This window comes from Natrinema pallidum DSM 3751, from assembly GCF_000337615.1.
Taxonomy (GTDB): domain Archaea; phylum Halobacteriota; class Halobacteria; order Halobacteriales; family Natrialbaceae; genus Natrinema; species Natrinema pallidum.
This window is the reverse complement of sequence record NZ_AOII01000040.1, coordinates 23,570-40,648: the sequence shown is the minus strand read 5'-3', so window position 1 is coordinate 40,648 and position 17,079 is coordinate 23,570. Positions and strand designations below refer to the sequence as shown.

Here is a 17,079-nt window from a genome sequence, read left to right as displayed (position 1 = left end):
ACGGCGGTCGAATTTTACGGATTTCTAATTGAATTCCCCGATTTTGAACCTACTGTCCTCCTGCGATTTCTGGGGGTAAACACATACTAATTATCGTTCACGTGTGATAGCGTGTAATGCTGCTCAATGGCACCGGCGAGGTCATCGACGACCACGAGTACCCAGCGACGACCGAGGAACTGATCGAGGAGTACGGCGATCGGACCCTCGAACTCCCGAACGGGACCGAGACGGTCAGCGATGTACTCGCCCGCCTCGAGCCCGAAACCTTCGAAAATTCGGAGGACGCGCGCTTTGCGGTCTATTCCGCGGTCAGCGACAAGGCCGTCGGCCGCGTCGGCTACAGCGACCGCGATCCGACCCCTGTTGGAAGCCCGTACTCGCCCGACGCAGTTTCCTTCTAGAACCAACCTTTTTAACGGGGTCCTCCTTCGCTCACTCCGTTCGCTCAGTCGAACCCCGCCGAAAAACGTTGATGAAAAAACGCCGAGCGTTCACTTCGTTTGCGCTCGGTACAACCGCTTGCGCTCGGTACAACCACTTACGATCGGCACAGAACTGAGTTGCCGCTGCGGTTTGGTCGAGCGCTGCACCCGCGAGCGACCACCGGGAGCGAGCGGGCCGACGGCTGATGTGAGCGAGCAGCGCGAGCGAACGGAGGGTGGAGCGGTTTTGCACTACATTTTGCCGCGGGCGCGACAAGGCCGCGCCCGCAGCGCAACATCCCTGTCCTAGAAGGTATCGATGACCGGAATGCCGACCGTCTCGAAGTCGGTCATCGCATCGAGTTTGTCGCTGACGTCCTCGAGCCCGATGGTCTCGGAGACGACGGCCTCGGGCTCGAGTTTGCCCGTCGCGACCATCCGAAAGATTTCGTCGTAGCGGGTCGGCGGCATACCGAGCGAGCCGATGAACTCGATTTCGCCCATGACCATCGCGTCGGTCGGGAGGTGAACCATGCCCTGTTCGTCCTGGGTCGTGAGCCCGACCTGGATGTGCTGACCGCGCGTCTCGAGACTCATGACGGAGTTCTGGCTGGTCGTCTCGATTCCGAGGGCATCCATCGCGACGCCGGCCCCGCCGTCGGTGATCGCCTTCACCTCGCCGGGGACGTTCTCCGTCTCCTCGGCGTTGACCGTCTCGACGGCCCCGAGTTCGCGGGCCTTCTCGAGTTTCTCGTCTTTCAGGTCGACCGCGACGACGTTGCCGCCCAGCGCGTCGGCGATGTGGACTGCCGAGAGGCCGACGCCGCCGCAGCCGTGGATCGCCACCCAGTCACCCGCGCCGATGTCGGCGCGGTGGGCGAGCGCGTGAAACGAGGTCATGAAGCGACAGCCGAGACCGGCCATGTCGACCGAGGAGACGCCGTCGGGGAGGGTTACGAGGTTGTGGTCGGCGACGGGGACGTGGAGCTGTTCGGCGAAGGCTCCCTGTGCTTCCTCGATAAAGCCCAGCGGCATGACGTTCTCGCAGGTGTTGGAGTGGCCCCGCTGGCACTGCGGGCAGACCCCGTCACCGAGGTTGAACGGGACTGCGACGTGGTCGCCTTCGGCGACCCCCTCGACGTCCTCGCCGACGGCGACGACGCGTCCGGCGGGCTCGTGGCCCAGAATCTGCCCGGGCTCGGTCTCGAGGCCGAGCCACCCCCAGTCACCTTGCCAGCCGTGCCAGTCGCTCCGACAGACGCCGCAGGCTTCGACTTCGACGATCGCGCCCTCCGGTGTGGGGTCGGGCGCGTCGACGTCTTCGATCGACAGCGGTTCACCGTGTTCCTCGAGGACTGCTGCACGCATGCATGTGACTATCTATGGTATACTACAAATAGGGAACACTCCGTTGCAGTCGCTGATGGAGTGAACGGTCATCGCGTCGCTCGGCTCAGTCCAGCACGGTCATCGCGTCGCCCAACTCGAGGGGGACTGCACCTTTCTGATATCCCTCGACGTGACCGCTGGGCCGGACGCGGTAGACGACGGCGGGCCGGTGGCGAACGTCGGGCTGTTCGCCCCGAACCGCGGCCCAGGCGTCGTCCCGGAAACTCGAGCAGTCGACGAAGAGGACGGCACCGCCACCGTGTTCGGCCAGTTGGCCGTTGGTCTTGGTCTCGGCGGTGTCGCGGACGGCTGCAACGGGGCCGGCGGCGGCGCGGTTCCCCGGCGGTTGCGGGCGCGTGACTTCCACGAGAGCGGTGGTTTCGGCGTTCTCGGCTCGGAAGTCCAGCGAGTGTCCGGTCGTCACTTCGATCTCCGGGACCAGGTCGTAGCCCGCGTCGGTGAGGATCTTTGCGGCGATGAACTCGGCCATCGCGGCGCTCATTCGGACGCGGTCGACGTGATCGCTGGTGCCGAGTTTCCCCGACATGACGTGTCGGTACTCATCTAAGACGCCGGTACGGAGGACGTCTTCGAAGAAGCGGGTCGTCTCCCGGCGGCCGGCGTCGGGAAAGCCGCCGGCGTGTTCGCGGAAGAACGAGCGGGTCGAATCGCGACCGTCCTTCGACATGAACACCGGCAGGAAAAACCACGAGAGGTGCGGGTAGTCGGCGAGCCAGGGGTCTGCCTCGTGCAGCGTCGCGAGCAGTTCCCGTTGGGCCCACCGCGAGACGTGATAGGGGACGTTCCGCCAACCGAACTTGTCGGTTCTCCAGAGCGCGGAGGGCGTCTCCGTGTTCCCCATCCAGTAGGCGTCAGCGTCGTTCCGCGCGAAGAGCGCGACGTCGCCGTTTTCCATCTCGAAGCGGTGTGTCTGCCAGTCACCACCGCACTTGAACCACGGCGAGACTTCCTGAGCGCCGATATTCGAACGGAGCGGCTGGAGGATATCGCGTTTGACTCGCCCGTCGCTCCAGGACTGGGGCGAGTGCCGAAAGCGAAGCGGCCGTGCCACGTTCGATGCTACGCCGCGGGGAGCCATATATCGTTCGCTGTGCCAGCGAACGCGTTCGCTCCCCTGAGACCGGGTACATCGCCTCGCGGAGCCGGAATACGTTTCAGCCGCCCGATGGGTGTTATGGACCGTTACATTAATAATCGGCAGCGACGTACCATGTTTATACTAACCATGTCAATGGGTGCCTATGACGAAGACGAACACGAGCGCCGCGAACAGCAGGCCTCGAGGGTCGATGCCGATTTCGACGACGAGCGGACGATCTACCACGGTGAGGTCGAATACGATTCCGGCGACTCCGCCGAGGACTTGCTCGATACGTTCGAGGAAATCAAGTCGAACTAGCGGTGATCGACAGGCCCCGTCCGGCTCGCTTTTCGCCGTCCCTGCCATACGATCGAGAGCGTCGCGACGAGCAGGACCGCGACGACGTGGCCCGCGACCGCGACGAGCAACACGGTGTCCCCCGCGACGAGTGGCATTAACAGCAACTGCACCGCCGCGAAGCCGATGTTGATCGCGTCGATACGCTGGTACGCTCGTGTCGTCTCCGGTCCGAACGCGTAGGTAATCGCTCGCCACAGCCCGACGACGCTCGCCCACCAGCAGGTCCCGATCCGATACACCACGTCCCAGAGGACGAGCAACGCGAGTCCGACGGCAAGTGCGGGCGGCTCGGCACCGAACAGCTCGGTCAACAGCGACGAGTCCGCGTTGCTCCCCCTCGGATCGATGACGAACAGGTAGGTGACGAGCACCACAAACGCGAGCACACCGAGGACGACGTCGATGCTCGAGCCGAACAGCAACCGCCGGTAGGCCGTCGGGGTGGGCAGCTCACGGACGCTCCGACTGAATCGAAGCATGAGCCAGCTGCCGATCGTCGCGACGACGACCGCGACCGTGCCCGGGACCACCGCCCCCCAGAGGTCGTAGGCCGCCGCGACGGCGATGATCGCCGCTTCGAAGCCGAGAAACTGTATCCCGATCGCCGTTCGACTCGAGACGCGGACGCCGGGAATCGTTCCGAGGAGGCTCTCGTAGACCCACGTCTCGCCGTACTCGAGCGACCGTGTCATTTCTCGCCTCGCGTCGGCGGGGCCGTCGTCCCGGTACGGTCGACCGCGTCGGGGCCGTCCGACGCGAGGCCGACGGCTCGGCGAACCGCGACGTCGAACGGGGTCGGCTCGAAATCGACGAGTTCGTCGAGTCGATCGTCCGTGACGACGACGCGATTGCGAACGCCTTCGATCAACGGGGAGGCGACCGCTCGGGGAACGTCAGTGACGAGCCCGACCCAGTGTGCCGAGAGTCGCGGACTCAACACCGGAACGGGGACGATAAGCGGCTGGCGGCCGGTCTCGATCTCGGCGGTCTCGAGCAGCATCTCGCGGTAGGTGAGCACGTCCGGCCCACCGATTTCGTACGTTTCGCCGGCCGTCGCCGGGCGCTCGAGGACCGCCAGACAGTACGCGATCACGTCGTCGATCGCGATCGGTTGACAGTCGGTGTCGACCCACCGTGGCGTTATCATCACCGGGAGCCGCGTCGCGAGTTGGCGTACCAACCGAAAGCTCGCGCTGCCGTCGCCGATGATGATCGCCGCCCTGAGGACGGTCACGTCGGCGGTCCCCGCCCGGAGTATCGACTCGACCTCTCGGCGGGAGGCGAGATGACTCGAGAGGGAGTCGGTGTCGTTACCGAGCCCGCTCAGATAGATCACGCGCCCCGTGCCCGCGTCGCTCGCGGCTCGTTCGAAGTTCCGTGCGCCCCGCCGGTCCCGCTCGGCGAAGTCGCCGCTCGATCCCATCGCGTGGATCAGGTAGTAGGCGGCGTCGACGTCCGCCAGCGCGTCCTCGAAGCTTCCGGGCTCGAGAACGTCCCCTTCGACGACGGTGATCCCGTCGGGCGGCTCGTAGCTCTCGGCGTCCCTGACGAGGACCGTCACGTCGTGTGTCGTCTCCGCACGGAGCGCGGCGACGAGCCGCTGCCCGACGAACCCGGTCGCTCCCGTTACGAGTACGCGCATACCCCGCATTTGGACTGCAGGGGCTTAATCTCACTTGCGGGGTCCCCAGCCCGGCGTCTCGGGTGCCCCCCGGTCGACCTCGATCGCGTCGGCGATCGCCGGCGACGGTCCCGTCTCGCCGGCCGCCCGGCGGTGCCGGTGCCAGTCGCGGATCGCCGGCCCGACCCACGATCCGTCGCCCGCCGCCTCGAGCACCCGCGTTTTCGCCCACTCGTAGTGGTGGTCGGAGATCGCCAGCGTGCCGGGACTCGAGGCGGCGGCGACCGCGATGAGTTCGGCGCGGTCCCGTCGGGTGAGGTCCCCCGTCGCGGCCCGGTCGACGATCCCTGCGAGATCGGCCGGCCGGGGATGACAGAAGAGCTTCGCGCCGATCGCCCGCGGCCCGAGCAACAGGCCGTCCGGATCGTCGTGTGTCGCCTCGAGCAGGCGCTCGCCGCCGAACGCCGCTTCGACGCGCTCGCACTCGGTCTCCTGCTCGAGCGCGAGGTTGCGGTTCGGATACGCGCCGCATTCGTCGGGATAGAGTTCGCCTTCGTGGATGCGACACTGCAGCGTCGTCGGATCGAGAAAGACGCAGGCCGGCAGCCATGTCGACTCCTCGCGACCGAACGGGGCGACCGGCTTCGGCGGCCGTCGGAGACCGACGACGAAGACCGGCCGGCCGGCGACGGCTGCGAGGGTGTGGCCGTCGATCTCGACGCCATCCGCTTCGTCGCGGGCACGCCAGAACCGCGGCCGCAGGGCGGCGGCCATGCCGCGCTCGAGGAACGCTCGTCCCTCGTCGCGGGTCAGCGGGACGACGGTAGCACCGTCGTCGAGGGGCTCTCGCGGGGCTCCCCGCTCGGTGTCGGTCCGGTCGAACGGGTCGCGCAGTCGCTGGCGTCCTCGGTCGGCGTCGGACCCGGTGGCACCCTCGGCATCGTCTCGAGCGGCGGTCGCCGCCGGATCGCTCTCGAGGAGCGGTCGCCAGTCCAGACAGCAGCCGGCACAGCCCGCACAGTGCACCTCCATGTGCGGCGCTACGGTGCTGTCTCCTATAACCGCTGTGCGGGATCTCACCACCCGAACGGCACGACCCGGGCGATCGGTCGCCCGGGGAGAACGTCTTTGACCGTCGGGGACCCACGGTCGCGTATGTCGAAGGCTTCCTGTGACGGCTGCGGCCGAACGGTCACCGTTTCGGGTGGGATCGCCAACCTCTGGTCGTTCGGCACCGATGCCGGCACCGTCGGGACCGCGATGACCCTGGAACTCGAGGACGGGACCTCCCATCTGCTGTGTTACCCGTGTATCGAGGCCGTTCCCGACTATCCGACTACCGAGGATATCGAGCGGCTAGAGCAGGTCGACGGCGAAACCTCGCGGCTCGACGCACTGTAACCCGCCGGCGGGAGTCGTGATCGGCGGGCCGATGCCGGAAAATGGCGGGGAATGGAGGCGAACGGGACGGTCCCTACGCACCGCCCTCGGTGAACACACACGACCGCGGCCCACAACCACAACCGCGGTCCACAACTACGATCCGCAGCCACACCGCGGACCGATCGCAGCCGCGAGCGGAAGGGGTGGGAGTCGAACGCCACGAGGCGAAATGCCGCCGCGGAACCAGGTGGCACCGCGGTGCTCTACCGCTGAGCGACCCTTCCGCGGGTCGATCCGACGGCGGGGTTCGTCTTTGTAATCGGGCGGCTACCCGCCGGGCCGCCGGTCACCAGCGATCCGTAGGCGGTCGATACCGGTGGGTAGCTGCCGCTTTCGACCTCGTTTGCCGGCCGTTGCGGCTCGGCCGATTCACACCGAGCGCGACGGTCCGCAGCCTTTAGGACGCGGCCGCGCCCTGGATCGAACGGTGAATACCGAGCGGATCTTCGAGGCGTTCCCCGCACCGAGCTATCGCGGGACCCAGGAGCAGGCCCTCCGGGACGTTCGCGATGCCTTCGCGGCCGGCAACGATGTCGTGCTCGTGCGCGCGCCGACGGGTAGCGGCAAGTCCCTGCTGGCCCGCGCCGTCGCCGGCTGTGCCCGCCGCGCAGGCGAGGGGTCCCCCAGCGACGCGACGGGTGCGTACTACACGACACCGCAGGTCTCCCAACTGGACGACGTGGCGGCCGACGATCTACTGGCCGACCTCAACGTCATCCGCGGGAAGTCGAACTACACCTGCATCCTGCCGGACGAACGCGAGACGCCGGTCAATCAGGCCCCTTGCGTCCGCGAACGGGGGTACGACTGCTCCGTCAAACACCGGTGTCCGTACTTCTCGGACCGTGCGATCGCGTCGAACCGCGAGATCGCCGCGATGACGTTGGCTTACTTCATGCAGACCGCCGGGAGCGAGGTCTTCCGCAAACGCGATGTCGTCGTCGTCGACGAGGCCCACGGCCTCGCCGAGTGGGCCGAGATGTACGCGACCATCCAACTGGGACCGCGAACCGTCCCGTTCTGGGACGAGTTGCGCATTCCCGAGGTCGACGACGTCGAGCGGGCCGTGCGCTACGCCGATCGCCTCGCGGGAACGTGTACGCGCCGCAAGGACGACCTGCTCGCACAGGACTCGCTCTCGCCCGCCGACGTGCGCGAACGCGACCGCTTGCAGGAACTCATCGGCGAACTCGAGTGGTTCGTCTCCGACTACCGCGATCCGCAGAGCCCGACGACGTGGCTGGTCGATCAGTCCGAACGCCAGTCCCGCGACGCCGGCAGCGTTGGAGCCGACGACGACCCACAGGGCGGGCCGCTGACGATCAAGCCGATGAACCCCGAAAAGTACCTCCAGCACACCGTCTGGGACCGGGGTAACAAGTTCGCGCTCCTCTCGGCGACGATCCTCAACAAAGCGGCGTTCTGTCGGCAGGTCGGGCTCGACCCCGACGATGTCGCCCTAGTCGATGTCGAGCATACCTTCCCCGTCGAAAACCGGCCGCTGTACGACGTCACCCAGGGGAAGATGACTTACGACGAGCGCGACGAGACCACGCCGAAGATCGCCCGGACGATCGTCCGGTTGATGCAACACCATCCCGACGAGAAGGGCCTGATCCACGCTCACTCCTATGACATTCAGGAGCGCCTCGCCGATCTCCTCGCGGACTTCGGCGTCGGCGATCGGGTGCGAACGCACGACCGCGACGGCCGCGACGCCGCGCTCGAGGCCTGGAAGGCGAGCGACGACCCCGACGTGTTCCTCTCGGTGAAGATGGAGGAAGCGCTGGACCTCAAGGGCGATCTCTGCCGCTGGCAGGTCATCTGTAAAGCGCCGTTCCTCAACACGAGCGACTCGCGGGTGGCCCACCGACTCGAGGAGGGACAGTGGGCGTGGTACTATCGGACGACGCTCCGGACCATCATGCAGGCCTGCGGGCGGGTCGTCCGCGCGCCCGACGACTACGGCGCGACGTACCTGGCGGACGCGAGTTTGCTGGACTGTTTCGATCGCGCCCGGGCGGACATGCCGGACTGGTTCGAAGCGCAGGTCGATCGCATGTCGCGACCCGACCTCCCGACCTTCGAACCGCGAGCCGCGCTCAGCGGGCGGTCGCCAGAGGCAGCCGGTCGATCCAGCACCCGTTCGAAACGCGGGTCGGCACGGCGAAGCCGAGCGGACGGGACGGACCCGGACGGCGGACGCAGCGACCGCTCGTCGTCGCGCTCGCGACGCTCGAGCGGGTCCGCCCGCTCGAGCCCGTTGGCGGACGTCTGGGACACGGAGAACTAGTGCGATCGGTGATTCGGTACGTCTTCTTGGCCCGAACCCGTGACGAGCCGCCGCTCGCGTCACGGCGTCGCGTTAGAACACCGCGATCGCGCTCCCGGCGATCATCGATGTCATCATGAGGACCGCGAAGGCGAGGGCGATGAGTTGACTCCGGTTCATATCGGAACGGATTCGCTCCGCGAGTATCAATGTCACGACCGCTCAGCGTCGCCGTCTCCAGCTCCCGACGTGCGCGCCGGTTTCGAGCCGTTCCATCGGAGGCGGGCGCGCCCGATCGCGGGCTGTGACGTCACTCGAAGCGCGCGTCGACGACGACGTGTGCGACGCCCGCGCTGTGGCTCTTCACCCGCCGCTTTTCGAGGATCTCGAGCGTTCGGTCCGCCGCGTCGGCGGCCGCCTCGAGGCGCTCGAGGGGCCGCTCCCACAGCCGCGCTTCGGGGGTCGCCTCGTGGTAGTGGACGACGCCCCCGGGGGACAGCGCCGCGAGCGCGTCGTCGAGGAAGTCGTGTGCCTCGTCCGTTCGCGTTCCGTGTGCCGTCCCCTCGCCGTCCTCGCCGCCCTTGGCGGTCTCGTCGGCCCCGTCCGCGCTCCCGTAGTAGCCCATGACGACCCGATCGGCCTCGAGTTCGTCGGCGAGGTCGCGACAGTCCGTCATGTAGGCGTCGACGCGATCGGCGACGTCGTTGAGAACGGCGTTCTCGAGCAGGTAGCGGAAGGCCGTCGGGTTGATCTCGGTCGCCGTCACTCGCGCGCCGGCCCGGGCCATCGGGAGGGTAAAGTAACCGATGCCGGCGAACATGTCGAACACGCGCTCGTCGGCGCTTCCGAGCTCGCCCATTCGGGCGCGCTCGGCCTGATTCCCGGGCGAGAACATCACTGTCGCGGGGTCGAGGCCGTATCGCGTCCCGTGTTCCGTGTGGATCGTCTCCGTGTCTTCGTCGCCCGCGAGCAGCTGGGTACGGGGCTCGCGGTAGGTCCCGGCCGCGCCGTCGTTGGCGATCCCCTCGTCGGCCAGCACGCTGTCGGCCTCGCCGTGGAGTTCGAGCAAGGCCGCGCCCAGTTCGGCCTCGTCGGGACAGCCCTCGGGCACCGTCACGAGGATCACTGACCCGATCACCGCCCACGACCCCGGCACCGACTCGAGGGCCGCGTCGCTCCAGCCGCGGTCGGCCAACAGAGCCTCGAGATCGGTGCGTCGGGGCTCGGGTTCGAGTTGCTTGACGACCTCGAGCACCGCGGTCTCGGTCGGCGGCTCCGTGACCGGCAGCGCGACCCCGTCCGCGGGGTCCGCATCGCGTCGTCCCCGAGCCTCGCGTACGCGACGCGAATCGTCGTAGACGCCCTCGGCGCGCAGCGATTCGATGGCCGTCTCCGCGCGCTGTTTCCGGACGATCGCCGCGAGCGGCGCGTCCGCCACCGCCGGCTCGAGGACCTCGTCGACAGTCCGCTCGAGGCCGTCGTCCGCGGTCATCGGGTCGGTCTCGCCCGCGGGAGTCGCGTCTTCGCCGGTCGCGTCCTCGTCAGTCATCGGTCTCGTCGGGCAGGATATGCAGTCCGGCGCGGCTCTTCAGGACGGGCACGGTCTCGGCATCGGGATCGAAGTAGTCCGGCCGCGAGACCGTTTTCGCTTGGAACGTCTCGGGGTCGAGAACCTGTACGGCGTTCTCGTCCTCGACGGTCACGACCGTCGCTTCGGCGGCGTCCTCGAGTTCGCCGAGTTTGCGCGCGTCGGGCGAGTTCCCCTCCTCGTAGCTGGCTTCGTAGCGCTCGCCGGTCGTCACGCGGATGCCCTTGAGGTTGCCCCGAGCGCTGCGGACGAGGACGGGGCCGCCGTCGTCGTCGGCGAGGGCGATCACGTCGCCGGGAGTATAGGGCGGGAGTCGAACGGCGAAGGTGACCCGGTAGACCTCGTTGCCGTCCTCGTCCTCCGTGACGAGGGTTTCGGCGTCGTTGACGGTGCCGCCGAACTCCTCGAGCATCTTGTTCGAGATTTTCTTGCCGATCTTGTTGGTCGAGACCTTGATGTTCAGTCCGTCGTCGGTCTCGCCGACTTCGGTGACGAAGGCGTTGCGGTCGCCCGTGGCCTCCATGTCGGCGACGATCTCGTTCGCGATTTCCGTCGCTCGATCGGTCTCCTCGCTCGTCGGGGTGCGGTCCTCGGCGCGAATCTGGACGATACTCGCGTAGTAGTCGCCGGCGATCCGACCACACCGAGTACAGGTCTGGCGGGCGATCTTGACGGGGGCCGTCACCTGTTCCTCGACCGGCGTTCCGCGAACGACGCCCGTGAAGAAACAGTGCATCCGGATCGTGTTCTGGTCGACCTGTTCGGGATCGATCTGCCAGGCGACGTCCTCGACGTCGACGTGGACACCCAACGCCTTACTGACCTCCTCGATGGCGATATCGGTGTAGTCTTCCGCGCCGACGTCGACCCATCGATTCCCGCGGTAGACCGCACCGCAGCGGGCACAGACGCGAACGTCGATCCGTTCGGGTGCGTCCACGAAGTCGAAGTCCTCGAAGTAACAGGCGTCGCAGAGTTCGACCTCGGCACCGGGCCGCAACGGACCGTTCGCGTCGCTCGCCGACCGCTCGGGTACTGCATCCCCGCACCGGGGACAGAACGCACGCGACTCACTCATTGGCACCGTTTCGAGTCTCGCGGAGTTAAGGGACGCGTTCTCTCGCTCGCGTCGGCCATTCCGCTCGAGCGACGCCGAGCCCTCGGCCGCGATCCGCGGCCGGTTGCGTCTCGTGACCCTCGAGTCGCTCTACACGAAACGAAGGGGTTCGCGAGCGAACTCCCAGCCGGGACACAGCCGCCGATTCGACCGCGTCAGACGTGACTCCGTCACAGGGTCTCCATGCGAAACGAAGGGGTTCGATCGAGCCGTGACCGAACTCGTTGCGATGCACACACGATCCACAGTGGGAGTCACTGCCGGTCATCGCACACGGCGTCGCGCTCGGCTTCGATCCGCTCGACGTACGCGTCGGTGACGGCGTCGAAAATCGCGTCGCCGGCCTCGGCGGTGGCTTCGCTCGGCTCCCCCAAGACGCCGTTTTCGGTGATCGAATCGAACCCCTCGCTGAGGAGTCTGGCGGTCGAAATCGACCCCTCCGGCCCCGCCTCGAGCCGGTCCGTCCGGACGAGTCCCTCCTCGATCGCGAGGATCATGGCCGTTTCGGCGGCCCCGGCGTGGATCACGTCCTGTTGGTATTCGACGCCGGCCTCGCGCAGTCCCTCGTTCAGCAGTTCCATGTGATCGTCGAGGTCCGCCAGCGTGATCACGGATGCGTCGATCTCGCGGGCGATTTCGGGCGCGACGGTCGAGACCGGCGCGAAGTTCCCGCCGTGGGTCGGGACGAGGACGACGTGTTCGAACCCGTGTTCGGCAAGTGAGCGGCAGTAGGCGCGGATCACGTCCATCAGGGTCTCCGGCGGCATCGTGATCGTCCCCGGAAACGCCATGTGATGGCCCGAGCAGCCGGGCCGAATCGTCGGGGCCGCCAGCGCGTCGCCGAGTTCCGCGGCGATCCGTCGCGAGAGTTCGTCGCCGTCGAGCGTGTCCATGTTTAGCGGCAGGTGCGGTCCGTGTTGTTCGATCGAGCCGACCGCCACGATCACCGTCCGCGTTCCGTTCTCGAGCGCCGTTTCGACTTCCGGCCATGTGCACTCCTCGAGGAGTACTGCGCGTGGAGAAGACATCCGCCGTTTCGGCCGATTCAGTCAATCCACATATCGCTTGCGGTCAGCCGGGATGGGCTGGGACGACCCATCTCAGTCGCCCGCTGGGTTGGGTCGGACTCGAGACCGCTGGACCGCTGCTATTCCGCCCCTCGCATCGGGTCTACCCGCATCCGTCCGTGTAACGCTGGTGCTGGTGACACGAGTTCGGATCGTCTCATTCGTCCCGGAAACGGGCGCGATCGACTGCTGACGCTGACTCGTCGACGAACGAGCATCGCGTCGAGACGCGACGATCAGCCGGACCCTCGAGATGACGCTCGAGACGTCCGAACGGCTCGGCGGGGACCGTTCCGAGACCCGCCGGGGTGATCGGTGAGAGCCGCGCCCGCGACAACACGGTCGACAGCGCTCGAGCGGGACACCACGTCGGCATCGTATACGGCGACTCGACCGTCGCGACAGGGCACTTATTTCTCCGGAGCCCGTCGGTTACGGCATGAACTGGCAGGCGGACTGGGGGCTACGCGCTCGGATGTTCGTGACGATGTTCCTTCTGTTCGCACTCTACATCGTCTTTGCCGGCGCGCTCGCCCTCTATATCGGTGGTGGACTGTGGCTGTTCGCGATATTGTTCGGCGGCTTTTCGCTGGTCCAGTACTACTTCAGCGACACGCTGACGCTGAAGAGCATGGGCGCGCGGACGGTCTCGGCCGACGAGTATCCGCAACTGCACGCCTCGATCGAGCGACTCTCGCAGCAGGCCGACCTCCCGAAACCAAAGGTTGCGGTCGTCGACTCGAAAGTTCCCAACGCCTTCGCGACCGGGCGCAACCAGAAAAACGCCGCCGTCTGCGTGACGACCGGGATCATGACCACGCTCGACGCCGACGAACTCGACGGCGTGCTGGCCCACGAACTCGCCCACGTCAAGAACCGCGACATGATGGTGATGACGATCGCCTCCTTCCTCTCGACGATCGCGTTCATGATCGTCCGCTGGGGGGCGTTCTTCGGCGGCGGACACAGGCGCGGCGGCGGTCGCGAGGGCGGTGGCGGCATCATCGTCGCGATCCTCGTCTCACTGGTCGTCTGGATCATCAGCTACCTGCTCATCCGGGCGCTTTCCCGGTACCGCGAGTACGCCGCCGACCGCGGGGCTGCCGCCATCACCGGCAACCCGTCGGCGCTCGCCTCCGCCCTCCTGAAAATCTCCGGCGAGATGGACAAGGTCCCGAAAGACGACATGCGCGAGGAAGCCGAGATGAACGCCTTCTTCATCATCCCGATCAAGTCCGGCATCGTCGGCCGGCTCTTCTCGACGCATCCGTCAACCGAGCGCCGCGTCGAACAGCTCCGCGACCTCGAGCGCGAAATGCAATCGTTCTAAGGAACTGACACCGACACACGACCTATGGGACTACTCGACGGACTTCGCGCTATCCTGGGTTCGCGCGCCGAGGCCGACGCCGGACGTGACGCCGATCCCGAGGACCTCTTCGGAATGAGCACCGCCTACCTCACGATGGAGGCCGATCTGGGTTACGAGTCGCTGGATGTCGCCGCGCTCTGTTTCTCCGGCGTCGACTCGGCGGACTTCCGTGACGCCGTCGACGAGGTGGAAGCGATCCTCGACGCCGGGCAGGCGGAGACCGGCACGGAGTTCTCGGTGTCGTCGGACGATCACGGCTACCACTGGGTCGTTCTCGCGGACGACGACCCGGAGGACCTGATCACGAGCATGCACTTCGCCGCGGACACCTTCATCGAGCACGGCTACGGCTCGCGCCTGCTCGCCGCCGTCTTCGCCTACGAAAACCGCGACGGCCCCGCCTACTGGATCTATTCGTTCCGTCGCGGCCGCTTCTACCCCTTCGTCCCCCGATCCGGCCGGGAGCGCGACTCGAGCGCGGAGTTCACCCTCGAGTCGGCGTTGGACGGCGAACTCGAGGTCGAGTCCGACAAGGAGTACTGGTATCCGCTCTGGCCCAGCGAGCGCGGGACCCATCCCTGGGAGTGAGCGCGGGGGACCACCGCCGTCCACTTCGAGTGGACGGTTTGGACCCTGGCGACGTGACCGACCGACTCGAGCCATTGGCTTCGGTACCCCGCGTCCCCGGAGAGCGGTGACACCGACTGTTATGACGGTGCGGTCAGTAGCCGCGACCAGTGACTGAGTGGACCCAGTTCAAGGGCGATCCGCACAACTCGGGGCTTCGCCGCGATCTCGAGGGGCCGGACCGCGTGAGCGAGGCGTGGACGACCGACCTCACCGGGCCGCCGGGGTCGCCGGTGCTCGATCGGGACACCGTCTACGTCGGCACGGCCCGGGGACACTGCTATGCGCTCGAGCGAGAGACGGGTCGCCGCCGGTGGACGTTCGAGACGACGGCGGCGACCGACGCGACGCCGGTCGTCACCCACGAACGGCTGTACCTCGGAACGGACGACGGGACCGTCTCCGCCCTCGATCCCGCCACCGGCGAGGAACGGTGGCGGACGGCGCTGCCGGGCTCGCTCGAGGCCGCGCTCGCCCTCTCGAACGGCCGGCTCTATGCCGGCCACGCGGACGGACTCTCCGCGCTCGAAGCTGAAACGGGGACGGAACTGTGGACACACGAGACCGAATCGGCCGTCGTCGGCGCGCCGGCGATCGCCGACGGACGGGAGGGGGAACAGCGCCGTTCCGCGCTGGGCGAGGCCCCGGACGACGACATCCTCGAGTCGGAAGCGCCGTCGCTGCTCGACGCGGAGCGAGTTCGGGAGCCGGATCGACAGTGGGGAGCGACCGAGGAGCGAGTGTTCGCGGGGACCGCGGCCGGGACGGTGCTGGCGCTCGCGGCCGAGACGGGCGAGGAGGCCTGGACTGCGCCTGCTACCGGAGCGGTCGCTGGCGGACCGTCGATCGCCGACGGGCGGGTCTACGTCGGTGACGAGGGCGGAACGCTGCTCGCGCTTGACGCCGGTACCGGGCAGACGTGGTTCGCCTACGAGATCGGCGACGGCTTTACCACGTCGGTGACCGTGCTCCCGGCCGCCGAGACGACGTTCATCGGTGCCGACGACGGCTACTGTCACGTTACCGATACGACCGTCGGCCGGCGAAAGCTGCGCGGCTGGCTGTTCTCGCGGAAGGGGATCGAACTCGACGGCCCGATTCGCTCCTGTCCCGTCGTCGCCGGCGACGTGCTCTGCGTCGGCGACGCGACCGGCTCGCTCTACGGGATCGACGTCGACGACGCCGAACCGCTGTGGCAGTTCGCGGCCGACGACGCCATCAGCGGAACGCCCGCGCTCGCCGCCGAACGGCTCTACGTCGGTAGCGAGGCCGAACGACTCCACTGCCTCGAGTGGGACGCCGACGAACGCCCGTACTGAGACGCGGTCTCGGTTCGCCCCGTCGACGCGCCTTCACATTTCAATCCACTCCCTCACCTTCGATCGGCCCCGCCGCCTGCCCGCACTTTCACTTTCACTTCCCTGTTAACGAGGGTTTATGAGGGGGCCGGCACAACGAGGAAGTATGCCCGAATCAGATCTCGAGGAACTCCCCGGCGTCGGACCGGCGACCGCAGACAAACTTCACGATGCAGGCTTCGACTCCTATCAGAGTCTGGCCGTCGCCTCGCCGTCGGAACTGTCGAATACGGCCGATGTCGGCGAGTCCACGGCTGCGGACATCGTTCGCGCCGCCCGCAGTGCCGCCGACATCGGCGGGTTCGAGACCGGCTCGACGGTCCTCGAGCGGCGAAACGAGATCGGCAAGCTGAGCTGGCACATCGACGAGGTCGACGACCTGCTCGGCGGCGGCATCGAGACGCAATCGATCACCGAGGTATACGGCGAGTTCGGGGCCGGCAAGTCCCAGGTTACCCACCAGATGGCCGTCAACGTCCAGCTCCCACAGGAGGTCGGCGGCCTCCACGGGAGCGCCATCTTCATGGACAGCGAGGACACTTTCCGGCCCGAGCGGATCGACGATATGGTCCGCGGACTGCCCGACGAGGCCATCGACGCGACGCTCGAGGACCGCGACATCGAGGGCTCGGCGGACGACGAGGACGCGGTCGACGAACTCGTCGAGGACGTCCTCGAGAAGATCCACGTCGCGAAGGCGTTCAACTCGAACCATCAGATGCTGCTCGCCGAGAAGGCGAAAGAGCTCGCGGGCGAACACGAGGACTCGGAGTACCCCGTTCGGCTGCTCTGTGTCGACTCGCTGACCGCCCACTTCCGTGCGGAGTACGTCGGCCGTGGCGAACTCGCGGACCGACAGCAGAAACTCAACAAGCACCTCCACGACCTCGACAAGGTCGGCAACCTCTACAATGCCGCCGTCATCGTCACCAATCAGGTCGCCTCGAACCCCGATTCCTACTTCGGCGACCCGACCCAACCGATCGGCGGCAACATTCTGGGTCACAAGTCGACGTTCCGAATCTACCTCCGCAAGTCCAAGGGTGACAAGCGGATCGTTCGGCTGGTCGACGCGCCGAACCTGGCCGACGGCGAGGCCGTCATGCGAGTGCAGGACGAAGGTCTGAAGCCGGAATAAGCGTCTCCCGTCCGCTGTAGCCGTTCTGAGCCGTTTTATCGAGCACTGCCACGGTCCCCGGAGAGCGGGGAGTCCGCCCCGCCGTTGAACGCCGCCGAACCGCTACCCGCCGCCCGCGATGACGATCGCTTATAACTGAACGCCGATTCCCGCGACCCGTCGTCCGTCCGCGAGCGGAGCACTGATTCCCCGCGATCGTC

General features: G+C 67.1%; 17 protein-coding genes and 1 tRNA gene. 8 read left to right on the top strand and 10 right to left on the bottom strand.

Translation table 11 applies throughout. From position 1 onward, the window contains the following. Positions 1-116 precede the first annotated feature (116 nt). Positions 117-404 carry a DUF5789 family protein gene (locus tag C487_RS06520; RefSeq protein ID WP_006184909.1) on the top strand — a complete coding sequence of 96 codons (288 nt, stop codon included), beginning with the start codon at positions 117-119 and terminating at the stop codon, positions 402-404. Between the two features lie 327 nt (positions 405-731). Here the strand turns inward: C487_RS06520 and C487_RS06515 are convergent, their stop codons facing one another. Together C487_RS06515 and C487_RS06510 are read right to left on the bottom strand one after the other, a co-directional pair. Next, the gene (locus tag C487_RS06515) at positions 732-1,793 is read right to left on the bottom strand and encodes a zinc-dependent alcohol dehydrogenase family protein (RefSeq protein ID WP_006184908.1); all 1,062 of its coding nucleotides are present in this window, start codon (positions 1,791-1,793) and stop codon (positions 732-734) included. An 85-nt stretch (positions 1,794-1,878) separates the two neighbouring features. After that, complete coding sequence (locus C487_RS06510) at positions 1,879-2,886, bottom strand: DUF5784 family protein (RefSeq protein ID WP_049907986.1); 1,008 nt, start codon at positions 2,884-2,886, stop codon at positions 1,879-1,881. A gap of 174 nt (positions 2,887-3,060) precedes the next feature. Between C487_RS06510 and C487_RS20790 the strand changes: the two genes are divergently transcribed. Continuing rightward, the gene (locus tag C487_RS20790; protein WP_006184906.1) at positions 3,061-3,234 is read left to right on the top strand and encodes a DUF5786 family protein; all 174 of its coding nucleotides are present in this window, start codon (positions 3,061-3,063) and stop codon (positions 3,232-3,234) included. Here the strand turns inward: C487_RS20790 and C487_RS06505 are convergent. From C487_RS06505 to C487_RS06495, 3 genes are read right to left on the bottom strand one after another with little or no spacing between them, the layout of a single operon-like run. Continuing rightward, entirely contained in the window at positions 3,231-3,968 is a 738-nt protein-coding gene (locus C487_RS06505; protein WP_006184905.1) for a DUF7530 family protein, read from the bottom strand. The genes C487_RS20790 and C487_RS06505 overlap by 4 nt on opposite strands. After that, positions 3,965-4,918: an NAD(P)H-binding protein gene (locus C487_RS06500; protein ID WP_006184904.1), complete on the bottom strand. Its 954-nt coding sequence runs from the start codon at positions 4,916-4,918 to the stop codon at positions 3,965-3,967. Before C487_RS06500 ends, C487_RS06505 begins: the two co-directional genes overlap by 4 nt. Before the next feature lie 30 nt (positions 4,919-4,948). Further along, a complete protein-coding gene (locus C487_RS06495; protein ID WP_006184903.1) occupies positions 4,949-5,929 on the bottom strand; it encodes a YkgJ family cysteine cluster protein in 981 nt (326 codons plus the stop codon). 123 nt (positions 5,930-6,052) lie between these two features. On the opposite strand from C487_RS06495, the gene C487_RS06490 reads away from it, so the two are divergent. Next, positions 6,053-6,298, top strand: a complete 246-nt coding sequence (locus C487_RS06490) for a DUF7561 family protein (protein WP_006184902.1) — start codon at positions 6,053-6,055, stop codon at positions 6,296-6,298. Between the two features lie 177 nt (positions 6,299-6,475). Here C487_RS06490 and C487_RS06485 read toward each other — a convergent pair. Then, a tRNA-Gly gene (locus C487_RS06485) sits at positions 6,476-6,564 on the bottom strand. A gap of 203 nt (positions 6,565-6,767) precedes the next feature. On the opposite strand from C487_RS06485, the gene C487_RS06480 reads away from it, so the two are divergent. Beyond that, positions 6,768-8,633: a helicase C-terminal domain-containing protein gene (locus C487_RS06480; protein WP_006184901.1), complete on the top strand. Its 1,866-nt coding sequence runs from the start codon at positions 6,768-6,770 to the stop codon at positions 8,631-8,633. Positions 8,634-8,705: 72 nt separating this feature from the next. Here C487_RS06480 and C487_RS21680 read toward each other — a convergent pair whose 3' ends face one another. From C487_RS21680 to C487_RS06465, 4 genes are all read right to left on the bottom strand, one after another. Continuing rightward, the gene (locus tag C487_RS21680) at positions 8,706-8,828 is read right to left on the bottom strand and encodes a hypothetical protein (RefSeq protein WP_269150333.1); all 123 of its coding nucleotides are present in this window, start codon (positions 8,826-8,828) and stop codon (positions 8,706-8,708) included. A gap of 94 nt (positions 8,829-8,922) precedes the next feature. Beyond that, a complete protein-coding gene (locus C487_RS06475; protein WP_006184900.1) occupies positions 8,923-10,161 on the bottom strand; it encodes a class I SAM-dependent methyltransferase in 1,239 nt (412 codons plus the stop codon). Then, positions 10,154-11,278: a 60S ribosomal export protein NMD3 gene (locus C487_RS06470; protein ID WP_006184899.1), complete on the bottom strand. Its 1,125-nt coding sequence runs from the start codon at positions 11,276-11,278 to the stop codon at positions 10,154-10,156. Before C487_RS06470 ends, C487_RS06475 begins: the two co-directional genes overlap by 8 nt. Positions 11,279-11,571: 293 nt before the next feature. Next, positions 11,572-12,345, bottom strand: a complete 774-nt coding sequence (locus tag C487_RS06465; RefSeq protein WP_006184898.1) for a creatininase family protein — start codon at positions 12,343-12,345, stop codon at positions 11,572-11,574. Between the two features lie 478 nt (positions 12,346-12,823). On the opposite strand from C487_RS06465, the gene htpX reads away from it, so the two are divergent. The 4 genes from htpX to radA all read left to right on the top strand — a co-directional run bounded on the left by htpX (position 12,824) and on the right by radA (position 16,879). Further along, complete coding sequence (htpX, locus tag C487_RS06455; RefSeq protein WP_006184896.1) at positions 12,824-13,714, top strand: zinc metalloprotease HtpX; 891 nt, start codon at positions 12,824-12,826, stop codon at positions 13,712-13,714. A 24-nt stretch (positions 13,715-13,738) separates the two neighbouring features. Beyond that, a complete protein-coding gene (gene pspAB, locus C487_RS06450; protein ID WP_006184895.1) occupies positions 13,739-14,344 on the top strand; it encodes a PspA-associated protein PspAB in 606 nt (201 codons plus the stop codon). Positions 14,345-14,493: 149 nt separating this feature from the next. Continuing rightward, positions 14,494-15,702: an outer membrane protein assembly factor BamB family protein gene (locus tag C487_RS06445; protein WP_006184894.1), complete on the top strand. Its 1,209-nt coding sequence runs from the start codon at positions 14,494-14,496 to the stop codon at positions 15,700-15,702. 145 nt (positions 15,703-15,847) lie between these two features. Continuing rightward, positions 15,848-16,879, top strand: a complete 1,032-nt coding sequence (gene radA / locus C487_RS06440) for a DNA repair and recombination protein RadA (RefSeq protein ID WP_006184893.1) — start codon at positions 15,848-15,850, stop codon at positions 16,877-16,879. Positions 16,880-17,079 lie beyond the last annotated feature (200 nt).

Bases quoted from the DNA above. Each gene is read 5' to 3' on its own strand.
- C487_RS06520 (WP_006184909.1), top strand. From the start codon at position 117: ATGCTGCTCAATGGCACCGGCGAGGTCATCGACGACCACGAGTACCCA.
- C487_RS06515 (WP_006184908.1), bottom strand. From the start codon at position 1,793: ATGCGTGCAGCAGTCCTCGAGGAACACGGTGAACCGCTGTCGATCGAA.
- C487_RS20790 (WP_006184906.1), top strand. From the start codon at position 3,061: ATGTCAATGGGTGCCTATGACGAAGACGAACACGAGCGCCGCGAACAG.
- C487_RS06505 (WP_006184905.1), bottom strand. From the start codon at position 3,968: ATGACACGGTCGCTCGAGTACGGCGAGACGTGGGTCTACGAGAGCCTC.
- C487_RS06500 (WP_006184904.1), bottom strand. From the start codon at position 4,918: ATGCGCGTACTCGTAACGGGAGCGACCGGGTTCGTCGGGCAGCGGCTC.
- C487_RS06495 (WP_006184903.1), bottom strand. From the start codon at position 5,929: ATGGAGGTGCACTGTGCGGGCTGTGCCGGCTGCTGTCTGGACTGGCGA.
- C487_RS06490 (WP_006184902.1), top strand. From the start codon at position 6,053: ATGTCGAAGGCTTCCTGTGACGGCTGCGGCCGAACGGTCACCGTTTCG.
- C487_RS06475 (WP_006184900.1), bottom strand. From the start codon at position 10,161: ATGACTGACGAGGACGCGACCGGCGAAGACGCGACTCCCGCGGGCGAG.
- C487_RS06470 (WP_006184899.1), bottom strand. From the start codon at position 11,278: ATGAGTGAGTCGCGTGCGTTCTGTCCCCGGTGCGGGGATGCAGTACCC.
- C487_RS06465 (WP_006184898.1), bottom strand. From the start codon at position 12,345: ATGTCTTCTCCACGCGCAGTACTCCTCGAGGAGTGCACATGGCCGGAA.
- htpX (WP_006184896.1), top strand. From the start codon at position 12,824: ATGAACTGGCAGGCGGACTGGGGGCTACGCGCTCGGATGTTCGTGACG.
- pspAB (WP_006184895.1), top strand. From the start codon at position 13,739: ATGGGACTACTCGACGGACTTCGCGCTATCCTGGGTTCGCGCGCCGAG.
- radA (WP_006184893.1), top strand. From the start codon at position 15,848: ATGCCCGAATCAGATCTCGAGGAACTCCCCGGCGTCGGACCGGCGACC.